The sequence below is a fragment of the uncultured Rothia sp. genome (genome assembly GCF_916715725.1).
Classification (GTDB): Bacteria; Actinomycetota; Actinomycetes; order Actinomycetales; family Micrococcaceae; genus Rothia.
Map to the genome: position 1 here is coordinate 1 of NZ_CAKAPD010000021.1, position 19,828 is coordinate 19,828.

The window sequence follows — 19,828 nt, forward strand, 5'->3', positions numbered from 1 at the left end:
GGGAAGCCGTGTAGCGGCTATTATTTAATGCGTCCAAGTTTCGGGGCGCAGTTCAAAAACTCAGCGGGGGCTTTTTGTATATATCGGCCTTTCAGAAGCCTATTGGCTCACCGGCTTCCGAGCTGGCAACATACCGATTACTGACCGGGAATCAGACCGCCGGGAGTAATCAGGAACGGCGGGTTGTGGTTAACAGCCGGGTTGGTCACGTAACCAACGCGAGCCGCACGGGTCGGGTGCTTAGGAGCACGCTTCGGCCAGGGCTTCACCTGCGGGTTCGGGTCCTTCTTGCCCTGCACCATAGCCAGTGCGCTCGCCGCGTTCACAATGCCGGAACCGCAACCGTTCACATCGCAGGTGAGCGGCTTGGAGCTCTGCTTCAGAATCTGCTTTGCACGCTCAGCGGTCAGCGAGGGGTCAACGGACTTCATCAGAGCAATCACGCCAGCAACCTGGGGTGCTGCCATGGAGGTGCCGTCGTACTCGGTGTAGCCCGCACCCTTGGAAACGGTGGTACCCAGATCCACGGTGGACATGATGCTGCTGCCGGGGGCGCTCACATCAACAAGCTTGCCGTAGTTCGAGAAGTCGCTACGCTTACCCTCCTGGTCGGTAGCGCCCACCACAATGGAGCCGCCGCAGTTAGCCGGAGCAACCTTGGAGGTGTCCTGACCATCGTTACCCGCTGCGACAACGAGAATCGCGCCGCGCTTGTTCACCTCGGCAATAGCCTTGGAGTAGGTTGCGGGGCAGGTGCCCTCGCCGCCGAGGGAGAGGTTAATGATCTTGGCGGGGTTGGAGTTTGCGGGAACACCCTCAACGGTGCCACCGGCTGCCCAAACCATTGCATCCGCAATGTCGGAGTCGTAGCCGCCGCACATGCCCAGGGCACGCACGGGCAGGATCTTGGAGTTCGGTGCCACGCCGACGATGCCGCGCTTATTGTTCATAATTGCGGCGATGGAGCCTGCAACGTGGGTGCCGTGCCAGTTCGACTCGCTTGCCTCAGAGTCCGCGTCGCAGACGCCGGCTTCTTCCCAGTTGCCCTGGTCGGTCGGGTCAGAGTCGCGGCCGTTGCCGTCACGGGCAATGGAAGGCTCGGTGATGAAATCGTAGCCGGGCAGAACGTTAGCGTCCAGGTCGGGGTGCTTGACGATGCCGGAGTCAATCACAGCAACGGTCACGCCAGCACCCTGGGTGGTCTTCCACGCCTCGGGGGCTGCCAGGCCCTTGGTGCCGTGCAGGTTCCACTGCTGCGGGTAGAGGGTGTCGTTCGGTGCCACAACCTGGTCCGATGCCTGCGCAGCCTTGGCGACCTGAGCCACCTTGGAGGTCGCGGCGCCACGAGCACGCGCGTTCGAGCGGCGCAGCAGGTCGGGCTCAACGGATGCGACGGAGGGGTTGGAGCTCAGCGCCGCCATGTACTTCTCAGCCTGCTCTGCGGTGAGCTTGGAGGAGAGGGTCACCACGGTTGCCTTCTGGGCGGTGGTGCGTACGTAGTTGGTCTTGACCTTCAGCAGCTCGTCGATGCTCTTCACGTCGGAGCTGATGCCCTGGTAGAGGGAGTCGCTCCAGGTGGCAACCTGGGTGCCTGCGGGGCTTGCCCAGTTGATACCGCCTGCGTTCAGTGCGCTGTCGGTGTAGGTGATAACGAAGCGGTTGAAGCCTGCCTTCTGCTGCTCTGAGCTGAGGGAGGAAATGGTGGTGTGCGCCTTGGCGCGTTCTGCGCCGTTAGCCTTGGCGGGTGCCGCGAAGGAAGCGGGGGCGCCCAGGGTCGCGACGAGTGCTGCGGCGGTGCCCAGGCTCAGCGCGGTGCGTGCGATGCGGCGCGCTGAGGGGTGAGTGGTAAAAGACATCGGGGTCCTTTGCGTATGTGAGTGCCGGAAGCGGCAAGTGGGTTGGTCATCCACTCACATAAATGCACTTTTGAGAAAATATTTGCATTCTTTTGCATATTTGCTTGTGAGGAGCGAATAGAAAAAGAAAATGCACATCACTGCATTGATGTGTATTTTTCTCTAAACTCCCACGTAGGAGTTCTTCGGAAGTAGTTTATGTGGTGAGATATCGCTATCCTAGCACCTTTTCCTAGGTATCTAGTGGCTAAAACTCGATAGTGTGGCGCAGATAATGGGATTTTTCTTTCATGTAAATGCAGATAAAGAAACGCCTAGTCGAGATATTCTCGCGACTTAAAGCAGTGATTTAAGTTTTGCTCATCTTTATCTAAAATGAGGTGCATCACATCATATATTTTATTCATAAAGTAACCGAAAAAGGGTGCTAGAGTATCTCACGGTGCGTACCCGTGCATGCACATTGTGAACCCACAACGTAACCCCGCACTGCGCACCAACACCTCACTCTTCCGTATTCACTCGTACCGAGCACACCCGCGCCCTCAATGGGAATCGGCAACGCTACGCCGAACCGTGCATACCCGGTACCACTCACCTCAAGGACGTCCATGCTTCGCATTGCTCGCCCCTCGCAGGCGCGCTCCTCACAGCGTTCCCTGCTGAGCTTCGTCACCGCAACCTGCCTGCTCTCGGCAAGCGTCATTCCCGCCGTGGCGGTACCCACCGCGCAGGCAAACCAGCCCAAGGCGACCCAGTCCGCGCAGATCTCCAACACTGCACAGACTACCCAGTCCGCGCCGGTGGCGTACAACCGCTTCATCATCACCTACACCGAGGACGCGAAGAACGCCGCCTCCACCGACGCCACCGCAGACCAGATCGACTGGTCCGCCGCCGCCGGCACTCAGCAGGCAACCTGGAGCGACGCACTCTACGCGGGCATCACCTCCGATGTGCAGAGCATCGACGAGCTGCTGAACATTAAGACCAGCTACGTCCGCTCCACCGCGCTGGATGCCAGCGTGGTCACCACCTCCGCGGAACTCACCCCTGCCCAGGCGCAGCAGTACATGAACGCCCTGAGCGCGAACTCCAAGGTTGCCTCCGTGTCGCCCGATATGCGCCGCTACGCCACCGTGGACAACACCTCGGAGCCCGTCAAGATCAACGACCCGAAGATGAACCGCATGTGGTCCCTCACCGGCGAGAAGGGCGTCTCCGCGCTGGAGGCGTGGGGCACCACCCGCGGCAAGGGCGTGACCGTGGCCGTGCTGGACTCCGGCATCACTGCGCACCCTGACCTGGACGCTAACGTGCTGCCCGGCTACGACTTCATCGCCGAGTCGGCATTCTCCAATGATGGTGACGGCCGTGACTCCGACCCGACCGACGCCGGCAACTGGACCGTAGACAACCAGTGCTTCACCGGTTCGAAGGCGACCGCCTCCGACTGGCACGGCACCCACGTGGCGGGCACCATTGCCGCTATTGCGAACAACAATGAGGGTATTGCCGGCGTGGCGCCCGAGGCGAAGATCGTGCCCGTACGCGTTTTGGGCGCCTGCGGTGGCTTCGACTCGGACATCACCGACGGCATCATTTGGGCTGCCGGTGGTAGCGTGCGCGGTGTTCCCGCAAACCAGAACCCCGCCCAGGTCATCAACATGTCCATCGGTAGTGAGGGCACCTGCACCACCCCGTACCGCCAGGCGATTGCTCAGGCGAATAAGCGCGGCTCCATCGTGGTCGTCGCCGCGGGTAACAATAACTTTGACGCGTCGAAGTCCAGCCCCGGCAACTGCGAGGACGTCATCAACGTGGGCGCAACCGATAAGAACGGCAAACGCTCCTACTTCTCCAACTACGGCTCCCGCGTGGACGTGAGCGCACCCGGTGGCGACCGCCGCTACTGGGGTGGCGGTATCCTCTCCACCCTGAACGCTGGCAAGACCGCTCCCGGTAAGGCTGACTACGCCGAGTACCAGGGCACTTCCATGGCGGCACCGCACGTTGCCGGTATTGTGGCGCTCATGAAGGCGGTCGACCCGAAGCTGACCTACGCTCAGGCAAAGAAGGTTCTGCAGTCCACCTCTCAGGGTGTTGAGTGCGACCAGTCCGCGTGTGGTTCCGGCATTGTGAACGCGGCGCGCGCGGTTCAGCAGGTCCGCTCCGACCGTGAGGCTGCTGATGCCGCTGCGGCTGAGGCGGCACGTAAGAAGGCGGCTGAAGAGGCAGCTCGCAAGAAGGCTGAAGAGGACGCTAAGCGTCACCAGACCCCTGCACCGAAGGTGACCCCGGCTCCGGCTCCGAAGACTAACCGCCCGGTAACCCGCCCGTCCCGCCCGGTGACTCGCCCCTCGTACCCGTCGCGTCCGCGTCACGGTCACACTCCGCGTTACCGTTCCTGGTACGGTTCTTCTGCGAACACCTACCCGAGCAGCGGCTACCCGAACAATGGTTACCTGGGCTTCGCGACCGGTAACCACCGCTAGCCACTGTTACTAGTCGAAACTCTTTTTAGATGCGAAAAGCCCCCGATGAGTTCTTTCATCGGGGGCTTTGCTATGCCCGTAAACCTGCCCGTGAACCGGGGCTGTCTACGCTACAGGCAGCTTAGTGCTGCTCGTCTGCCTCGCGGGGCTTCTGTGCGGGGTTGGTGACTAGCGGTTCGTCCTGAGTGATGGGCTCGGCGTCACCGTTCAGGTCTTGGACCTGGGCGTCTTCCGGGATTTCCATGGCGGGCGCGCCGGGAATCCGGTCGTAGTCACCGGTGAGGCTCTCGCCATTGGCTCCTGCCGTGAGAGCTTCTGCTGTCGCCTCGGCTGCCTCGTCGGTGGCGGCGCTGTCTGCAATCTTGGTGTTAGACGCTCCGGCGCTCAGACCCTTTGAAATGATCTTGCGCGGTCGCAGGTAGGTCACCCTGCCGTTCACGTCCAGGTTTCCAGCCTTTTTCGCCAGATTGAAGCTGTTGATAAGACCTCGTCCACAGAAGTACTTATCGCACTTGATGCGGTTAGGCCTCATGAGGGTGAACGCCTCCTCGACCTGCTTAGTGGTCATGGAGGTGCCGTTGACCAGCTGCTGCGCCAGCAGAGCGGAGACGTGCGGTGCCGCCATGGAGGTGCCGCTCTCGTAGACGTAGGTGAACTTGGTGTTATCCGGGCGGTCGAGGCTGTTCACGGACAGGGAGAGGATGTTTTCACCCGGCGCGGAGATGTTGACCCTCGTGCCGTAGTTGGAGAACGATGCTCGTGTACCGGCCTTGGTGGTTGCGCCGACCGTGATGACGCCCATGCAGTTAGCGGGTGCGTACTTGGAGGCTTCCGTGTTGCCGTTACCCGCCGCGGCGACCACGAGTGCGCCCTTGGAGCGTGCAATGTCGATGGCGCGCTGGTAGGCGGCGGGGCACTGGGTTACGGTGCCGATGGACATGTTGATGATCTTGGCGGGGTAGGTGTTGTCCGGTACGCCGTCAACGTGTCCGCCGGCTGCCCAAATGATTGCGTCGGCAATGTCGGAGGTGCGGCCACCGCAGCGGCCCAGCACGCGCACGGGCTGCACGCGGGCGAGGTCGGCGACGCCGACGATGCCCATGCCGTTGTTACCGCGGGCGCCGATAATGCCCGCCACGTGGGTGCCGTGCCAGGTGGAGGTGTGGGCGTTCGCCTGGTCCTTGCAGAGGTTGTAGGGTGCGTAGTCGCCTTCATCCAGGGGGTTGGGGTCGCGGCCGTTGCCGTCACGGGCGCTGAGCGGGTCGCTGACGAAGTCGTAGCCGTTCGCCATGCCGGTGACCAGGTCGGGGTGCGGCACGTAGCCGGTGTCGAGCACGGCGACCTTCACGTTTGCGCCGCGGCGCAGGCGCGCGTTACCGGTGTTCTGAACGCCGGTGGTGGGGTTGGTGAGGTTCCACTGCTTGCTGTACTGCGGGTCGTTGAACTGGAAGGTGATGTCGCCCTCTGCGGCGGGGTAGTTGATGTAGTCGGGCTCGACGGAGGCTACGTCCGGGTCGGAGGCGACCTTCGCCATGAACTCCTTCGCCTCGTTTTTGTTGAGGGTTTTGGAGGTTTGGATGACGGCGTCATCGGTGGAGGTGTTGTGCAGGAACTTGGTATCGACGTTCAGTGCTTCGCTGACGACATCGACGGTGTCCATGATGTCGTCAACAATGCCGCGGACTGCGTCCCAGTCGCCGTCGCGCTGCATTTTGCGCTGCTTGGCTTCGTTGGTGTAGGTGACGATGAATCGGTCGAACACCTGCTGAGGGAGCGTTCCGGGTGCCGCCGCGGTGGGGGTGTTGGGGCGTGCCGCGCCGTTGCGCGCGAGGGTGAGGGGGCTGACCGGGCCTTCGATCTGGGGCGCCGCCTGAGCTGCTGCCAGGATGGCTTCGTCGCTGGGCGCCTGCGCGAGGACGGCGGGCAGGTCACCTCCGAAGAGGATGGCGCCGGCGGCGAGCAGGCTCAGCGCCGCGCGTGCGGGGCGCTTGCGGCGGCGGTTATCGGTGCAGGGGCGAGGAGGTGTTTCGGTGCGCTGCGCGCCGATGTATGGAAGCCTCATCTGGTTCTCCTGATGTAGGTGGTATGCGGACTGTGTGATGTGTACTGGTGTTTCCGTCTGCAGGCGCACGGGGTGCGGATAGGGTTTTTACGGGGCGGCAAAAGGGGCCTGTTTTTGGGCGCGCTGAAGTAATGAATGGGGTGAGGGAATAGTGTTTTGTTGACCCTTTTTTCGTACCGGAAGAACTCTTTTTGGACGGTGTGCAACGTACGTTTCTAAGGTATCACCTCAGGGTGAGCTTGAGGGATTTTTGAGGTACTTTTCACGGGTTAATGTGCAGAAAATCAACCTGTGGAGGCTGAATAGTGCCCAATAGTTGAGAGTTTATGTAGGTAAAGCTTGAGGGTTAGGGTATGCGATGTGGGCTATGCGGTGCCTCTTGCGAGCCGGGGAGAAAAATAAATGTTTTAACACTGTGGTGTAAGCACTGGAATGCATTAAAAATGCAGTTGATAGCAAAAAATAAAAATAGCCTGAAATACGCGTGAAATTAAATAAAAACCCGGTGGCAAAAACGCCGGGCAACGTGCACCCCCGGCAGCGCACACCTCCGGTAGCGTGCACCTCCGGTAGGCACACAAAAACCGGGGCGGCCACCGTATAGGTGACCGCCCCGGCATCAGCAATTATCAGCACCAGTCAGGCTGGCGCTCGCTCACTGCGTGAAGAAGCGTCCTTAGGAAGCGTAGGAGCCCAACAGGCGAACCGCGCCGCCGTCCACGCCCTTAGCGCCCTGAATGTAGTCGGCGCTGTTTGCCTCGGGCTCGCCGGCGGCAACAACATCGCCCATGATCCAGGAGGGGATACCGCGGTCGTTCAGACGCTTGGTAGCAGCCTCAGCCACGGAGGGGTCAACGATAGCGATCATGCCCACGCCCAGGTTCAGGGTGCGCTCCAGGTCAGCCAGGGGCACGTTGCCCAGCGAGCCAATCAGGGAGAAGATTGCGGGAATCTGCCAGGTGGAGCGGTCCACGCGACCCTCCAGGCCCTGAGGCAGAACACGTGCCAGGTTGGCAGCCAGGCCGCCGCCGGTCACGTGCGAGAAGCCGCGCACACCGCTGCCGGTGGTGCCGTCTTCGCCGTTGACGGGGAATGCCGCCGCCAGGTCCAGGCAGTCCGCTGCGTACACGCGGGTGGGCTCGAGCAGTTCCTCACCGATGGTGCGGCCCAGCTCGTCCACCTGGCGCTCCAGGCCCCAACCGGCAACGTTCAGGACCTTGCGGACCAGGGAGTAGCCGTTGGAGTGGATACCGGAGGATGCCATAGCGATCAGCACGTCGCCTTCGCGCACGCGGTCGGGGCCGAGTAGCTCGTCTGCCTCGACCAGGCCGGTTGCTGCGCCCGCAACGTCGTACTCGTCTTCAGCGAGCAGACCGGGGTGCTCAGCGGTCTCGCCGCCGACCAGGGCGGTACCAGCCTGTGCACATGCGCCAGCGATACCGCGCACAATGTCAGCGATACGCTCGGGAACGACCTTGCCGGTGGCAATGTAGTCGGTCATGAACAGGGGCTTCGCACCGCACACGACGATGTCATCCACGACCATACCGACCAGGTCGTAGCCGATGGTGTCGTGAATATCCAGAGCCTGCGCGATAGCGACCTTGGTGCCCACACCGTCGGTGGAGGTAGCCAGGTAGGGCTTGCGGTACTTGACCAGCTCGGAGACGTCGTACAGGCCCGCGAAGCCGCCCACGCCACCAACGACGGAGGAGTTGTGGGTCGCCTTGATAGCGCCCTTCATCAGCTCAACGGCGCGATCGCCAGCCTCTACGTCAACGCCTGCGCTCGCGTAGGTTACGGTGGTGGTGTTCTCGCTCATTTAGGATTCCTTCGGGGTAGTGGTATCGGAGGAGTTTGCGGGGGTGCGGTCCTGCTCGGTGAGCAGTGCCTCGAGGTCGGCGTCGGGGCCGGGGTTGCACATGCCCATGCCGGCATCGTCTGCGGCAACCTGTACTGCGGAGGCGTCGAACTTCGTCTCGAGAGTTTCGGTGCCTTCGCGGGTTTCGATGGAGACAGCCTCGGCGTGCTCGGGCTTGGAGGGGACGGGGCGTTCCACGGTCACTTCTGCCGCCTTGCCGGCGAGGGGGCCGCCCTTGCCCTTCTTTTCGGAGTCGAAGAGGGACTTGCCGCGTCGTTCCTCGCTGGGCAGCTCAATCGGGTATTCGCCGGTGAAGCATGCGGTACACATGTTTTCGGTGGGCTGCTCGGTGGCTGCCATCATGCCGTCCTGGGAGATGAAGCCGAGGGAATCGGCGCCCAGGGAGGAAGCGATTTCGTCCACGGACAGACCGTTAGCAATCAGCTCTGCGCGGGAAGCGAAGTCAATACCGTAGAAGCAGGGCCACTTGACGGGCGGGGAGGAAATACGAACGTGCACTTCCTTCGCGCCTGCTTCGCGGAGCATGCGCACCAGGGCGCGCTGGGTGTTACCGCGAACGATGGAGTCGTCAATCACGACGAGGCGCTTGCCCGCCACAACGGACTTGAGCGGGTTCAGCTTAAGTCGAATACCCAGCTGGCGGATGGTCTGCGAGGGCTGAATGAAGGTTCGACCCACGTAAGCGTTCTTGACCAGACCGTTACCGTAAGGAATGCCGGACTCTTCGGCGTAACCGATAGCAGCCGGAACACCGGATTCGGGGGTGGGCATGACCAGGTCAGCTTCGACGGCGTGTTCGCGGGCGAGCTGACGGCCCATTTCTACGCGGGATTCGTAGACGCTACGGCCGGAGATGGTGGTGTCCGGGCGAGCGAGGTAAACGTACTCGAAGACGCAACCTGCGGGCTTAGCCTCAGCGAAGCGCTGGGAGCGCAGGCCGTTCTCATCGATGGTGAGGAATTCGCCGGGCTCAACTTCACGCACGAAGGACGCGCCGACAATGTCGAGTGCCGCGGTTTCGGATGCGACAACCCAGCCGCGCTCCAGGCGACCGAGTACGAGGGGGCGTACACCCTGCGGGTCGCGTGCGGCGTAGAGGGTGTTCTCATCCATGAAGGTGAGGCAGAAGGCACCGCGCAGGGTCGGCAGCAGGTCGAGTGCTGCTTCTTCGAGGGAATCGAAGTCGTGCTCCGCCAGCAGGGCGGTGACGAGTGCGGTGTCGGTGGTGTTGCCCTGGGCGAGTTCGCCGTGCTTGGGGGGCTTGCCGCCATTCTTAGCGATGACTCGGTCGTAGAGATCAGCCGAGTTGGTGAGGTTACCGTTGTGCGCCAGGCAGAGCGTGCCGTGCGGGGTGGTACCGAGAGTCGGCTGTGCGTTAGCCCAGTGGGATGCGCCGGTGGTGGAGTATCGGGCGTGGCCGATAGCGTGGTCGCCGGGCATGGAGCTGAGGGTGGCTTCGTCAAAGACCTGGGAGACGAGTCCCATATCTTTGTACACGTGGATACGTTTGCCGTTGCTGGTTGCGATACCTGCTGATTCCTGGCCGCGGTGCTGGAGTGCGTACAGGCCGTAGTAGGTTAGCTTTGCCACGTCCTCGCCGGGTGCCCAGACGCCGAAGACGCCGCAGGCGTCCTTGGGGCCGTGGTCAATCGGATCGAGGTCGTGAGTGAGTTTTCCGTCGGGGCGAATCAATTCACTGTCTTTTCGACGATGGGACTGCGGATGCGTCTGCGCGGGCGCAAGACGGATGTGTGTTTCTGTACTCGCACCTGCCTGTGTGTGCGGTAGCATACACCAGACCCTTAAAAGTGTACCGGGTTTCAGTCTAGACGTGGTGAAGGATACGCTAAATACCTCAGTATGGACCGCTAGAACAGGCAACAAACACGCCAAATTACGAAAACTGCGTGGACCTGCGGGCTCGTAGCAAATTCTAGAAGAGCGGAAGAAGCGCCGATAAATCACTGCGCTCGCCCGACGCATCAAGCGCACCGGCACCCACCGCCTGCTCCCACGAACAGGCACCCAGCACCAGCGCCGCCCACACGAGCGGACGCGCCTCCACCACGGACGGGGGAGTGCCACGCGTATGGCGAGGACCCGCCACGCACTGGGTCACGCCCAGCGGGGGCACACGCACCTCCACGCTATTGCCAGGGGCGAGGGTCGCCAGCTCCTCAAGGGTGAAGCGCACAAAGGTAGCGCGCACCGAGCGGGGGAGCGCGGCAAAGGCCTGCTCCGCCTCTGCACTGTTCAGCAGGTACTCGCCTCGGGTCTGCACATCTGCAGGCTCACCGACTGCCGCACGCTGCGCCTCAAAGAAGGCACGCACTTCGCGCACCGCCGCCATGCCGTCTGCTTCGGAGGTTTTACGTCGAATCGCCACGGCTAGTTCTCTTCCTGGGCGGCGGGGACCAGCTCCTCGCGGGCGAAAAGCTCCTCATGTACGCGTAGCTCACCCACCACAACCGGCTCACCGTCCACGTAGCCGCCGGTCACCGGGCGAACCACCAGCGCGAGTAGGCGCTCGCATTCCTCGGCGCTCAGGTAGCCGCCAGCAACGAGAGCACGCAGAGCCACGGCGTACATGGCGCGGTGCGAACCGTCGCTCATCTTCACCACCACGGACGCGCCCGAACGCAGACCAATGCAGAGCACGCCTTCCGCGCCGCCCTTGACGATCGCGTCCAGTTCTTCGCTGAGCACGGTGTCGGGGGAGCCGGGTGCCTGAATCAGCTCGGGGTAATCCACCATGGCGGTCGCGACCGTGGAGGCGCGCGCATCCGCCCCGAGGTTGCGGATTGCCGAGCCGAGGGTCGAGTAGGCGCGTGCGGCACCGGCCAGGGAGACAGCGTGCACGGGCGCGCCGCATCCGTCAACGCCGATGGCGGCTACCGGCTCGCCGGTGAACGCCTCAATTTCTTCGGTGATGACCTGCTGCAGCGGGTGCGCGGGGTCGAGGTAGTTGTGCAGGGTCCAGTTCTGTGAGCCCTCTTCGAGGTCGCCGCGCTCAAGCTTGGCGGTGCATGCCCATAGGAACGCGGCGTGCTTGCCGGAGCAGGGGTGCGCCAGGGCGGTAGCGGCGAGGTTCGCCTGGGTCATTGCCTGGCGTGCCTGCTGATCGGAAGGGAGCGTGGGCTTGAGCGCCAGGTGTGCCGGGGTGAGCGGGTTGGTTTCGGTGCTGCCCTGGGTGAGTACGTCCTGCACGGCGCGCATCTGCTCGAAGGTGCCGCGGTGCGAACCGCAGGCGATGGCGACCTGGGAGCCGCGTAGGGGTGCGCCCGCCTTCATGGATCCGATGGCCTGCAGGGGCTTGGCTGCGGAGCGCAGGTAGAAGGGCTCGTGAATATCGCCGAGGGCTAGCTGCACATCGCCGTCGGGGCCCAGTAGGATGAGGCGGCCGCGGTGGCGTGCCTCAACAAGGTTGTTGCGGGTGAGCTGCGCGAGTTCTACGTCGAAGGCGCTGCTTTGGTGGCTGGTGTGAGTGGTTGCCTGTGGGGTGGTGCTGTTGGTCATTCTTCTAGTTTAAGCGGGGTGCATCGCCTCGCCCTATTTGTGCGGTGGAGGTAGCTGAAAACGAAAGTTTTATATGCGACTGATAAGGAACGTGAGGAAACGTATATCCCTCAAAAGGTTGATTTTATGAGTAACTCATTTTTATAATGGTGGGGTGCTCATCGCGCAGAACACCTTCAAAGGTGGCGCTGAGGCAAGTATCGTGAGCGAGGCACAGCCCGCACGATTACCTACTACAGGTAGCCTCCACATCAACCCTACGCACCGCATAGGACCGACCGACGTATAGACGTCACCGCCCAAATATATGGCGAAGACCAAGGCAGCGGCACATGAGCTTTTTCTCCACTTACCCACCCCTGAACGGTACGCTGAGCCCTCGCACGCTCGTTTGCCACCCACCCTAGACCTCACCTTTAAGGTGAATATGCCGGTACGAAGCATAGGATTTAGAACGTGGGGTTTACAGGGATTTTGCACCGTTACGTTCCGCCACTTTTCTAGGTGGCTAATGCGGTGCGCACAATTACGTAAAGGAGTACATCCATGGCAGAGCAGAACAACACCTCCGCAACCCCCTCCGCACAGAACACCTCCCCCAAGGGCGGTTTGAGCGCAGAATCTGAATTCCACGCAAAGTTCTTCCCCATCCTGGCTCGCGTTGCTTCTGTGACCGCAGTGCTCATGTACGTGTTCTACTTCCCGCAGATTATCGGTAACCTGAACGGTCATAAGGGTGACTGGATTCAGCCTCTGGTTGCTGCTGTGAACTGCACCCTGTGGGTTCTGTACGGTCTGTGGCGCCCCAAGAAGGACGTCCCGATTATCATCGCGAACGCTCCCGGTATTCTTTTCGGTGGCCTGGCTGCTATTACCGCCCTCATCTAGTGTTTTTAGCTTGATTCGGTAGCTTCGGTTACCGTGCTGTGCGGCTCTTCTCTAACGTGCATTCTTGCGAATGTGCCGCTACATGAGAAGAGCCGCATTTTTAGTGCGCTCAGCTCACATTTTTAGTGTGATAGCGGGTACCCTGAATAGCATGAAGGTTTTGGTACTGGGCCCCGGCGGCCGCGAACACGCAATTATTCGAGCGCTTCTGCGCGACCCTGAGGTAATCGAGGTGCACAGCGCCCCCGGCAACGCCGGTATTGCCCAGGATGTTCCCGTCCACGCAATTGATGCGAATGACCCCGCCCAGGCAACCGCCCTGGCACGCGAACTGAGCGCCGACCTGGTCGTTATTGGCCCGGAGGCGCCCCTGGTCGCAGGTGTCTCCGATGCACTGCGTGAGGCGGGCTTTGACGTTTTCGGCCCCTCCGCAGCTGCCGCACAGCTGGAAGGTTCCAAGGCTTTCGCTAAGCAGGTCATGGAAGAGGCTTCCGTGCCGACCGCTCGCGCCTACGTGGCAACGAACGCCGCCGAGGCGCAGGCGGCACTGGATGAGTTCGGCGCACCCTACGTGGTGAAGGACGACGGCCTGGCTGCAGGTAAGGGCGTTGTGGTGACCGAGGACCGCACCGCGGCACTGGAGCACGCTCAGGCTTGCTTCAACGCTGGCGGCACCGTGGTCATTGAAGAGTTCCTGGACGGCCCCGAGGTGTCCCTCTTCGTCATTTCTGACGGTAAGAACGTTCTGCCGCTGTCCCCGGCGCAGGACTTCAAGCGCATTTTCGACAACGATGAGGGCCCGAACACCGGCGGTATGGGCGCCTACACCCCGCTTCCCTGGCTGCCCGAGGGCTTCGTGCAGGAGGTCGTGGAGAAGGTGGCACGCCCGACCGTGGCTCGTATGGCTGAGCGCGGCACCCCGTTCGTGGGCGTGCTCTTCTGCGGCCTGGCGGTGACCAGCCGCGGCGTGCGCGTTATCGAGTTCAACGCCCGCTTTGGCGACCCGGAAACCCAGGCGGTTCTGGCGCGCCTGCGCACCCCGCTGGGCCAGCTGCTGCGTGCGGCTGCTCGCGGTGAAATTTCTGAGGGCACCGAGCTGGATTGGGATCCCCGCACCGCAGTGGACGTGGTCATGGCTGCCGAGAACTACCCGGACACTCCCCGCAAGGGTGACGTCATCTCCGGTCTGGATGAGGCGAACGCTCTGGAGGGCGTGCACGTGATTCACGCGGGCACTGTCGCATCCGAGGAGGGTGTGCTGACCGCTGGCGGTCGTGTGCTGGCTGTTGTTGCTCTCGGCGACGACCTGGCTGCCGCCCGCAACGCCGCCTACGAGGGTGTTCGCGCTATCTCCTGGGCTGGCGCGCAGTACCGTAAGGACATTGCGCTGAAGGCTGTGGAGAACCGCATCCAGATTCCCGCCCCGCGCGGCTAAAACCTTAACGTGACCGGCTTCCCCGCTTGAGGGTGGGGGGAGCCGGTCGCTTCTTTGCCTCGAGATTGTGCCGTATTGATGACTGCTTGGCACTATCGGGAGCCGTGCTTGTCGCGGTATTGTAATTACACAGACTTTTTGCATCCACATCACACCACCTCATCAGGAGAAATTCTCATGACTTCTCGTTCTAACCCCGTGGAAATCCCGGGCTGGACTCACATTTATTCCGGTAAGGTCCGCGACCTGTACGTTCCGAATGAGGAACGTTTTGACGCTACCGGCTTGACTGTCAATGATGACGCTGAGCTGCGTGCCGGTTCGGTCATGGTTGTTGCCTCGGACCGTATTAGCGCGTTTGACCGTATTCTGCCCACTGAGATCCCGGATAAGGGCAAGATTCTGACTCAGATGTCCCTGTGGTGGTTTGAGCAGCTCAAGCAGGTTCCGAACCACGTGCTGTCCACCGACGTGCCGGATGTTGTGGCCGGTCGCGCGATGATTTGCCGTTCGCTGAACATGTTCCCGGTGGAGTGCATTGTGCGCGGTTACCTGACCGGTTCGGGCTTGGCAGCGTATAACGAGACCGGTGAGATTGCTGGTGTGAAGCTGCCTGCGGGTCTGGTGGATGGTTCCCGCCTGGACACCCCGATTTTCACTCCGACCGGCAAGGCTGAGGTCGGTGAGCATGATGAGCTGGTGACCCGTGAGGAGCTGTACGCTGAGGTGGGTCAGCCGGTGGGTGAGCGCCTGGAGGAGCTGAGCCTGAGCCTGTACACCACTGCGGAGAAGATTGCTCGCGAGCAGGGTATTATTCTGGCGGATACCAAGATGGAGTTCGGTACCGATTCGTACCGCGGCGAGATCACCCTGGGCGATGAGGTGCTGACCCCGGACTCTTCGCGTTTCTGGGATGCGACCCAGTACGAGCCGGGTCGTGCGCAGCCGAGCTTTGATAAGCAGTATGTGCGTGACTGGCTGCGTTCCCCGGAGGCGGGTTGGGACGGTTCGGATAACGTGCCGCACCTGCCTGAGGAGGTTGTGGAGAAGACTCGTGCCCGTTACGTTGAGGCGTATGAGCGTCTGACCGGCACGAAGTTCTAAACTCAATATTTCGGGCTGAATAAGTCTTTGAGATAGCTAAAGGGCGGTGCCCCGGAAGGTCATTCTTCCGGGGCACCGCCCTTTAGTGCTGGGCACTTATTGCAGGAGCTCAAGCGGCTGAACCTTCGTTGCCGCGTAGGCGGGCAATGCACCCGCCACGATACCCACAGCCAAGCCGAGGAAAGGAATCCCTAGGATAAGGGGTGGCAGAGATAGCGCCCATCCGTTGAGAAGGCACACAACCCAGGAACCGAGAACACCGAGGATGAAGCCTCCAAGAGCGCCTAGGGCCCCGAGGAGGGCTGCCTCCGCCAGGAAGCTCACCGCCACATCTCGCCGTCCCAGCCCTAATGCACGGTTGATGCCGATTTCCCGGCGGCGTTCCCAGACCGAAATCTGCATAGTCATCACAATGCCGAAGCTTGTCGAGACGATAAGAACCACCAAGATGATGGTCGTAAGAGCTCGACTGTCCTTCGTCAAGGAAGCACGAAGAGTCACCGGTGAAGGTGGAATCTCAATATTTGTATCAACGGGGGTGCGTTGCGGATCGAGCACCTGCTTGAGCTGTTCCGCGACCGTATCTGCGCTTCCTGGATTCACGATGACGTCCATACCGCGTTGCAGGGTGTGGGCTTGCGGCAAGAAAGTGGAGGTAGTCGGCAGAATAAGAGCGCTACTGAGAGCAGCGTTTTTGCCACCGTCACGGATAATACCGAGCACATAGGCTCGCATTCCGTTGACCTCAATTATGTTCCGCCCGGGCTCCGTACTGACCCCCAGCTCCTTCGCGAGGGCAACGCCCAGATAGACGGTAGGCTCCCCGGGGCGCTCTCGGGCAGGCTCCGAAAAGTGCCCTTCGACAATGTGCGCACCTCGTGCTTTCAAACCTGCCTCTGAAACGACTGCGAGGGGCGTTTGCTGGCCCTCATACCCCGGCCTGTTCACTTGTGGACGCGTCGTCTGCGTATCTACGGTGACTGTACCAGCAGCTTTAACCTCTGGAATTTGGTTAACGCGCCAGAGTAGTTCCTCCTCCGATATATCCCAAGTCTGCGGCTGGAGGCGCACACCGAGCCGGGTGGAATCGTAGCTGGCCAGCTGAGAGCTCGTATTGAGCGCCGATGACTCACTGACACCCACCAGCATGATGATGGTGGTTGTTCCCGCGAGCATCGCCAATACTGTGAGCAGGTTGCGGCGCCAACGGCGGACAACTGCAAGGAGAGCGTAGTGAAGGTTGTTCCTTAGCATCTATCCTCCCCTGATAACGGGTTCTTTGAGTGCTTGGCGGGCAGGCTCTTCGGGACTAGCGAGTTCGGGGCTAACGAGCATCCCATCGACCATGTGTAGCTGCCGGTCGCAGCGAGCCGCAATATCGGGCTCATGGGTGATGATGACCAGGCTTTGCTTTTCCGCACGGCCGGCGAGGAGCAGATCCAACACCTTGTGAGAGTTTTCAGTGTCGAGGTTTCCTGTAGGCTCATCGCACAGCAGGATACGCGGGGCGCAGGCTAACGCACGCGCAACCGCGACTCTTTGCTGTTCACCACCGGACATATTGCGTGGAAGAACCTCCAGGCGGTGCCCCAAACCCACCTGTTCGAGTGCCTGCAACGCACGCTGATGCGCTTGACGGCCCGGTACGCCGCGCATCCGGAGGGTGTGAGAAATGTTCTCGGTGGCGTTCAGATGAGCAATGAGGTGGTACGCCTGAAAGACAAAAGCGATGTGCTCACGGCGTGCTACAGTTCGCTCGGCGTCGCTGGCGGTGCCCATGTTTTGGCCCAATATTTTCAGCTCACCTTCGGAGGGCTGATCGAGTAGCCCAATGATAGAGAGGAGCGTAGATTTTCCGCTTCCGGAGGCGCCGGTAATGGCCACCGATTCGCCTTCATGAATGCTGAGGGTCGCGTTTTTGAGCGCCCAGGTGGCGGGCGGGAAGAAACGCGCAATATTGTGGCACTCGATATTAGGTTGTGAGGCGGTAGCGCTCGCGGGGAAGGGGCGTTCTGTCTCGTGATGAGGCATTTTAGCGCTCCTTCAGCTTCACGACGGTGCCTGCCTTGAGTTCTGCAGCGGGGTTGACGAGCTCGCAGATTCCGGCGGAGCACACACCGAGGGTGACGGGAACGCTCTGACCGTTATCCAGGGTGATGGAGTGCGTTCCGTTTTCTTCGGTTTTGACGGCTGCTTCGAGCACCGCGAGGGCGTTTTCAGCGCCTCGGTTGAGGGTGACGGTTGCTTGAAAACGTGTTGATGCCGTCGTGTTTTCCGGCACGTCGATTGTGATGGGGTAACGTTTCCGTGCGGTAGCTCCCGGTGCGGAGGTATCGCTGTTAGATCGCGCGCTGTTCTGCGCACCGTTGGAGGCACCTGCGTTAGCGCCGCCGTCAGCGTTAGTTGAGCCTTCGGGTGTGAGGGCTGCGCCTAGGGTACCTTCGAGCGGGTTTCCCTTCTCGCTAAGAATCTGGACCTTCTGGCCCTCAGCGAGTTCATTGCTGAGAGCGCTACCGTCCGCGGAGAGTACCAGACGGTACCCACCCGCGGATAGGGTGCACAGCGCCGGAGTTGAGGTTTGGCCTTTGGTGCCGCAGCTGTTGTCTACGGTGTATTCGTTACCGTCAGCGAAGAGGTATTCAGAAAGCGGCAGGGCGGTGTTGTAGCGTCCTTCTTCGCTTCGGTCAGTATCCCCGGGAGGGTAGTAGCCTCGGTCGAGGTAGAAACGGTAGACAGCGTTGGCGGTTGCTTCGCCGTAGTTTCCTTCCTCATCCCAGATGCTGTAGCCGAGCGATTCTAGAGCTTCTTGGAGCTGTTTAACGTCATCGCCGCGTGCGCCTACGGCAAGGTCGCGGTAGGCGGGGATGCTACCTTTGAACGCAATGATGGGACGTTCGTTGATAGTGGTGATAATTGAGCCGTTACTCAGCTGGGTGCCCGCTTTGGCGCCGTCCCTGGTCACCACTCCTTGAGGGGTTCCCACGGTGTAGCTTCGGGCAGACGACACGCTGACTTCTCCCGAGTATGTGCGGGTAACAGTCTGCGTGCTGATGCGGGTTGTTAGTTGCGCGGCTCGGGATGGCTGCGCGTTGGATTCAACATTGGTGCGTAGCCCCGTATTAAGCGCGTAGATGGAGAACCCGCCGGTGATGACGAGCAGAATGACGAGCACCGGAACCAGGTAGGCGCGTATGGTTGCCGTCGTGGCGGTGCGGCGGGGGTTTTCTGAACTCTGCTGCGTGTTCATGGGTTCACCTTTCTGCGGTGAAATACGGGGGCAGGAGGAATAAAGGGGTGTATCCTCTGCTCTCATCCGCTGGTGAAAGCGGTTGAGAGCAGAGGACCGGTAGAAAAATCTCGCTAGAAAATGTCCAACGAGGAATCAGCGTTTACTATTTGCCGTTGGCTAGTTGCCGTTGGCTAGTTGCCGTTGAGTAGAGCTGCGGCACGCTCCTGTGCCTGACGTTCGATATCGCGTACTTCAAGGATGAGCGGTTCATGCTCATTGAGCCAGGTCGCAGCCTTTTCGTAGTAGATATTCTGTGCTTTAGTCAGGATTCCAGTGGACTTTTGGCAGTTGTAGTCGGCGTGAGCTAGGGACTGCTCTTCCGCATTGGCGGCTACATTGGCTGCCTTGTACTTACCCCAGGTTTTCTCTGCGTAGCTGGGAGCATCTCCGAAGTGCTGGATGTCGGCGTATCCGCTTTCTTTCATGCATGCACCGTAGGTGGTGTCATTACGGTAGTATTTCCCCATTTCTTCTACCGCGTTGTTTTTGGATCCGCCCGTGTTGAGTTCGTTAACGAAGTTGGTGTATTTGAGGTAGTTTTCTGCTGAGCCGAAGACAGCTTCTGCCGCACGTCCGAGGCATGAATCTGTTGCCATGCTGGTCTGGGCACCGTTACTCATCGTGATGGTGATAGTTTTGCTGTCTGGGGCTTGAGAGTCGCCTAGGAACGCCTTCTGATATGCCGGGTTTTCCATCGCGGGTGCATTGCTGGAGCTAGCGTTGCCCTGCCGGGTGGACCAGTATCCCTGGGTGGCCGCTTCTTCGTTGGCGAAGTGGGCGCCACTCATCGCAAGTTCATGAACGGAGGAGCCGTCAATAATGTTCTGGCTACCGGAGTAGGTGAAGGACTTCTCGCTCATACACTTTTTGACCTCGTTGACGAGGGCCACGTTAATATCCGGGGAGGGATTCTCGTAGCTTGCCAGGACATTGCGAATGTCTTGCTTAACTTCAACGGTGGTGGAGCAACTCGATACACCCAGACAGCAGGCAATACCGATAAGGGCAAGGGGTGTGAAGGGCTTCTTTGCCATGGACTTCACCTTTCTCAAGCATCATTGATGGGCGAGAATCGGCAGTGATACGGGCGTATCGTGGATGCTACCTACAGACCTGCTATATGGTGTGAACCTGCGTTTTGTGGAGTAGAAGCGTAGTGAGCCGATTACTAACATGATAGAGTGCTACCTCCCCCCGTACAACAGATACACAACATATATTTATGACGTATAGCACCTATAAGAATGCATGTAATAGGGCTTATGAGTTAAAGGGCGGTGCCCCGGAAGGTCATTCTTCCG

At 60.7% G+C, this 19,828-nt stretch carries 14 protein-coding genes; 4 read left to right on the plus strand and 10 right to left on the minus strand.

Going from position 1 to position 19,828, the window contains the following annotated elements:
* Positions 1-137: 137 nt before the first annotated feature.
* Positions 138-1,856: a S8 family peptidase gene (locus tag QZ822_RS08795; protein ID WP_294644042.1), complete on the minus strand. Its 1,719-nt coding sequence runs from the start codon at positions 1,854-1,856 to the stop codon at positions 138-140.
* 611 nt (positions 1,857-2,467) lie between these two features.
* On the opposite strand from QZ822_RS08795, the gene QZ822_RS08800 reads away from it, so the two are divergent.
* Positions 2,468-4,351 (plus strand): S8 family peptidase, encoded by a 1,884-nt coding sequence (locus QZ822_RS08800; protein ID WP_294644044.1) that lies wholly within the window; start codon positions 2,468-2,470, stop codon positions 4,349-4,351.
* 121 nt (positions 4,352-4,472) lie between these two features.
* On the opposite strand, the gene QZ822_RS08805 is transcribed toward QZ822_RS08800, so the two are convergent.
* From QZ822_RS08805 to QZ822_RS08825, 5 genes are all read right to left on the minus strand, one after another.
* On the minus strand, positions 4,473-6,413 hold the full coding sequence (locus QZ822_RS08805; protein ID WP_294644046.1) for a S8 family peptidase: 1,941 nt from the start codon (positions 6,411-6,413) through the stop codon (positions 4,473-4,475).
* 676 nt (positions 6,414-7,089) lie between these two features.
* Positions 7,090-8,235, minus strand: coding sequence for a phosphoribosylformylglycinamidine cyclo-ligase (gene purM, locus QZ822_RS08810; protein ID WP_044150117.1), 1,146 nt, complete (start codon positions 8,233-8,235; stop codon positions 7,090-7,092).
* Positions 8,236-9,987 carry an amidophosphoribosyltransferase gene (gene purF, locus QZ822_RS08815; protein WP_294644048.1) on the minus strand — a complete coding sequence of 584 codons (1,752 nt, stop codon included), beginning with the start codon at positions 9,985-9,987 and terminating at the stop codon, positions 8,236-8,238.
* A gap of 241 nt (positions 9,988-10,228) precedes the next feature.
* Positions 10,229-10,681, minus strand: a complete 453-nt coding sequence (locus QZ822_RS08820) for a sterol carrier family protein (RefSeq protein ID WP_294644050.1) — start codon at positions 10,679-10,681, stop codon at positions 10,229-10,231.
* 2 nt (positions 10,682-10,683) lie between these two features.
* A complete protein-coding gene (locus QZ822_RS08825) occupies positions 10,684-11,811 on the minus strand; it encodes an asparaginase (RefSeq protein WP_294644051.1) in 1,128 nt (375 codons plus the stop codon).
* Between the two features lie 546 nt (positions 11,812-12,357).
* Between QZ822_RS08825 and QZ822_RS08830 the strand changes: the two genes are divergently transcribed.
* From QZ822_RS08830 to QZ822_RS08840, 3 genes are all read left to right on the plus strand, one after another.
* The gene (locus tag QZ822_RS08830) at positions 12,358-12,699 is read left to right on the plus strand and encodes a hypothetical protein (RefSeq protein ID WP_294644053.1); all 342 of its coding nucleotides are present in this window, start codon (positions 12,358-12,360) and stop codon (positions 12,697-12,699) included.
* A gap of 151 nt (positions 12,700-12,850) precedes the next feature.
* Positions 12,851-14,134 (plus strand): phosphoribosylamine--glycine ligase, encoded by a 1,284-nt coding sequence (gene purD, locus QZ822_RS08835; protein ID WP_294644055.1) that lies wholly within the window; start codon positions 12,851-12,853, stop codon positions 14,132-14,134.
* Positions 14,135-14,311: 177 nt separating this feature from the next.
* Complete coding sequence (locus QZ822_RS08840; protein WP_049351957.1) at positions 14,312-15,238, plus strand: phosphoribosylaminoimidazolesuccinocarboxamide synthase; 927 nt, start codon at positions 14,312-14,314, stop codon at positions 15,236-15,238.
* 96 nt (positions 15,239-15,334) lie between these two features.
* On the opposite strand, the gene QZ822_RS08845 is transcribed toward QZ822_RS08840, so the two are convergent.
* The 4 genes from QZ822_RS08845 to QZ822_RS08860 all read right to left on the minus strand — a co-directional run bounded on the left by QZ822_RS08845 (position 15,335) and on the right by QZ822_RS08860 (position 19,561).
* Positions 15,335-16,492 (minus strand): ABC transporter permease, encoded by a 1,158-nt coding sequence (locus QZ822_RS08845; RefSeq protein WP_294644057.1) that lies wholly within the window; start codon positions 16,490-16,492, stop codon positions 15,335-15,337.
* A complete protein-coding gene (locus tag QZ822_RS08850; protein WP_294644059.1) occupies positions 16,493-17,269 on the minus strand; it encodes an ABC transporter ATP-binding protein in 777 nt (258 codons plus the stop codon). It lies immediately after the preceding gene.
* A gap of 1 nt (position 17,270) precedes the next feature.
* The gene (locus QZ822_RS08855; RefSeq protein ID WP_294644061.1) at positions 17,271-18,485 is read right to left on the minus strand and encodes a peptidoglycan-binding protein; all 1,215 of its coding nucleotides are present in this window, start codon (positions 18,483-18,485) and stop codon (positions 17,271-17,273) included.
* Positions 18,486-18,658: 173 nt separating this feature from the next.
* A complete protein-coding gene (locus tag QZ822_RS08860) occupies positions 18,659-19,561 on the minus strand; it encodes an adenylate cyclase (protein WP_294644062.1) in 903 nt (300 codons plus the stop codon).
* Positions 19,562-19,828 lie beyond the last annotated feature (267 nt).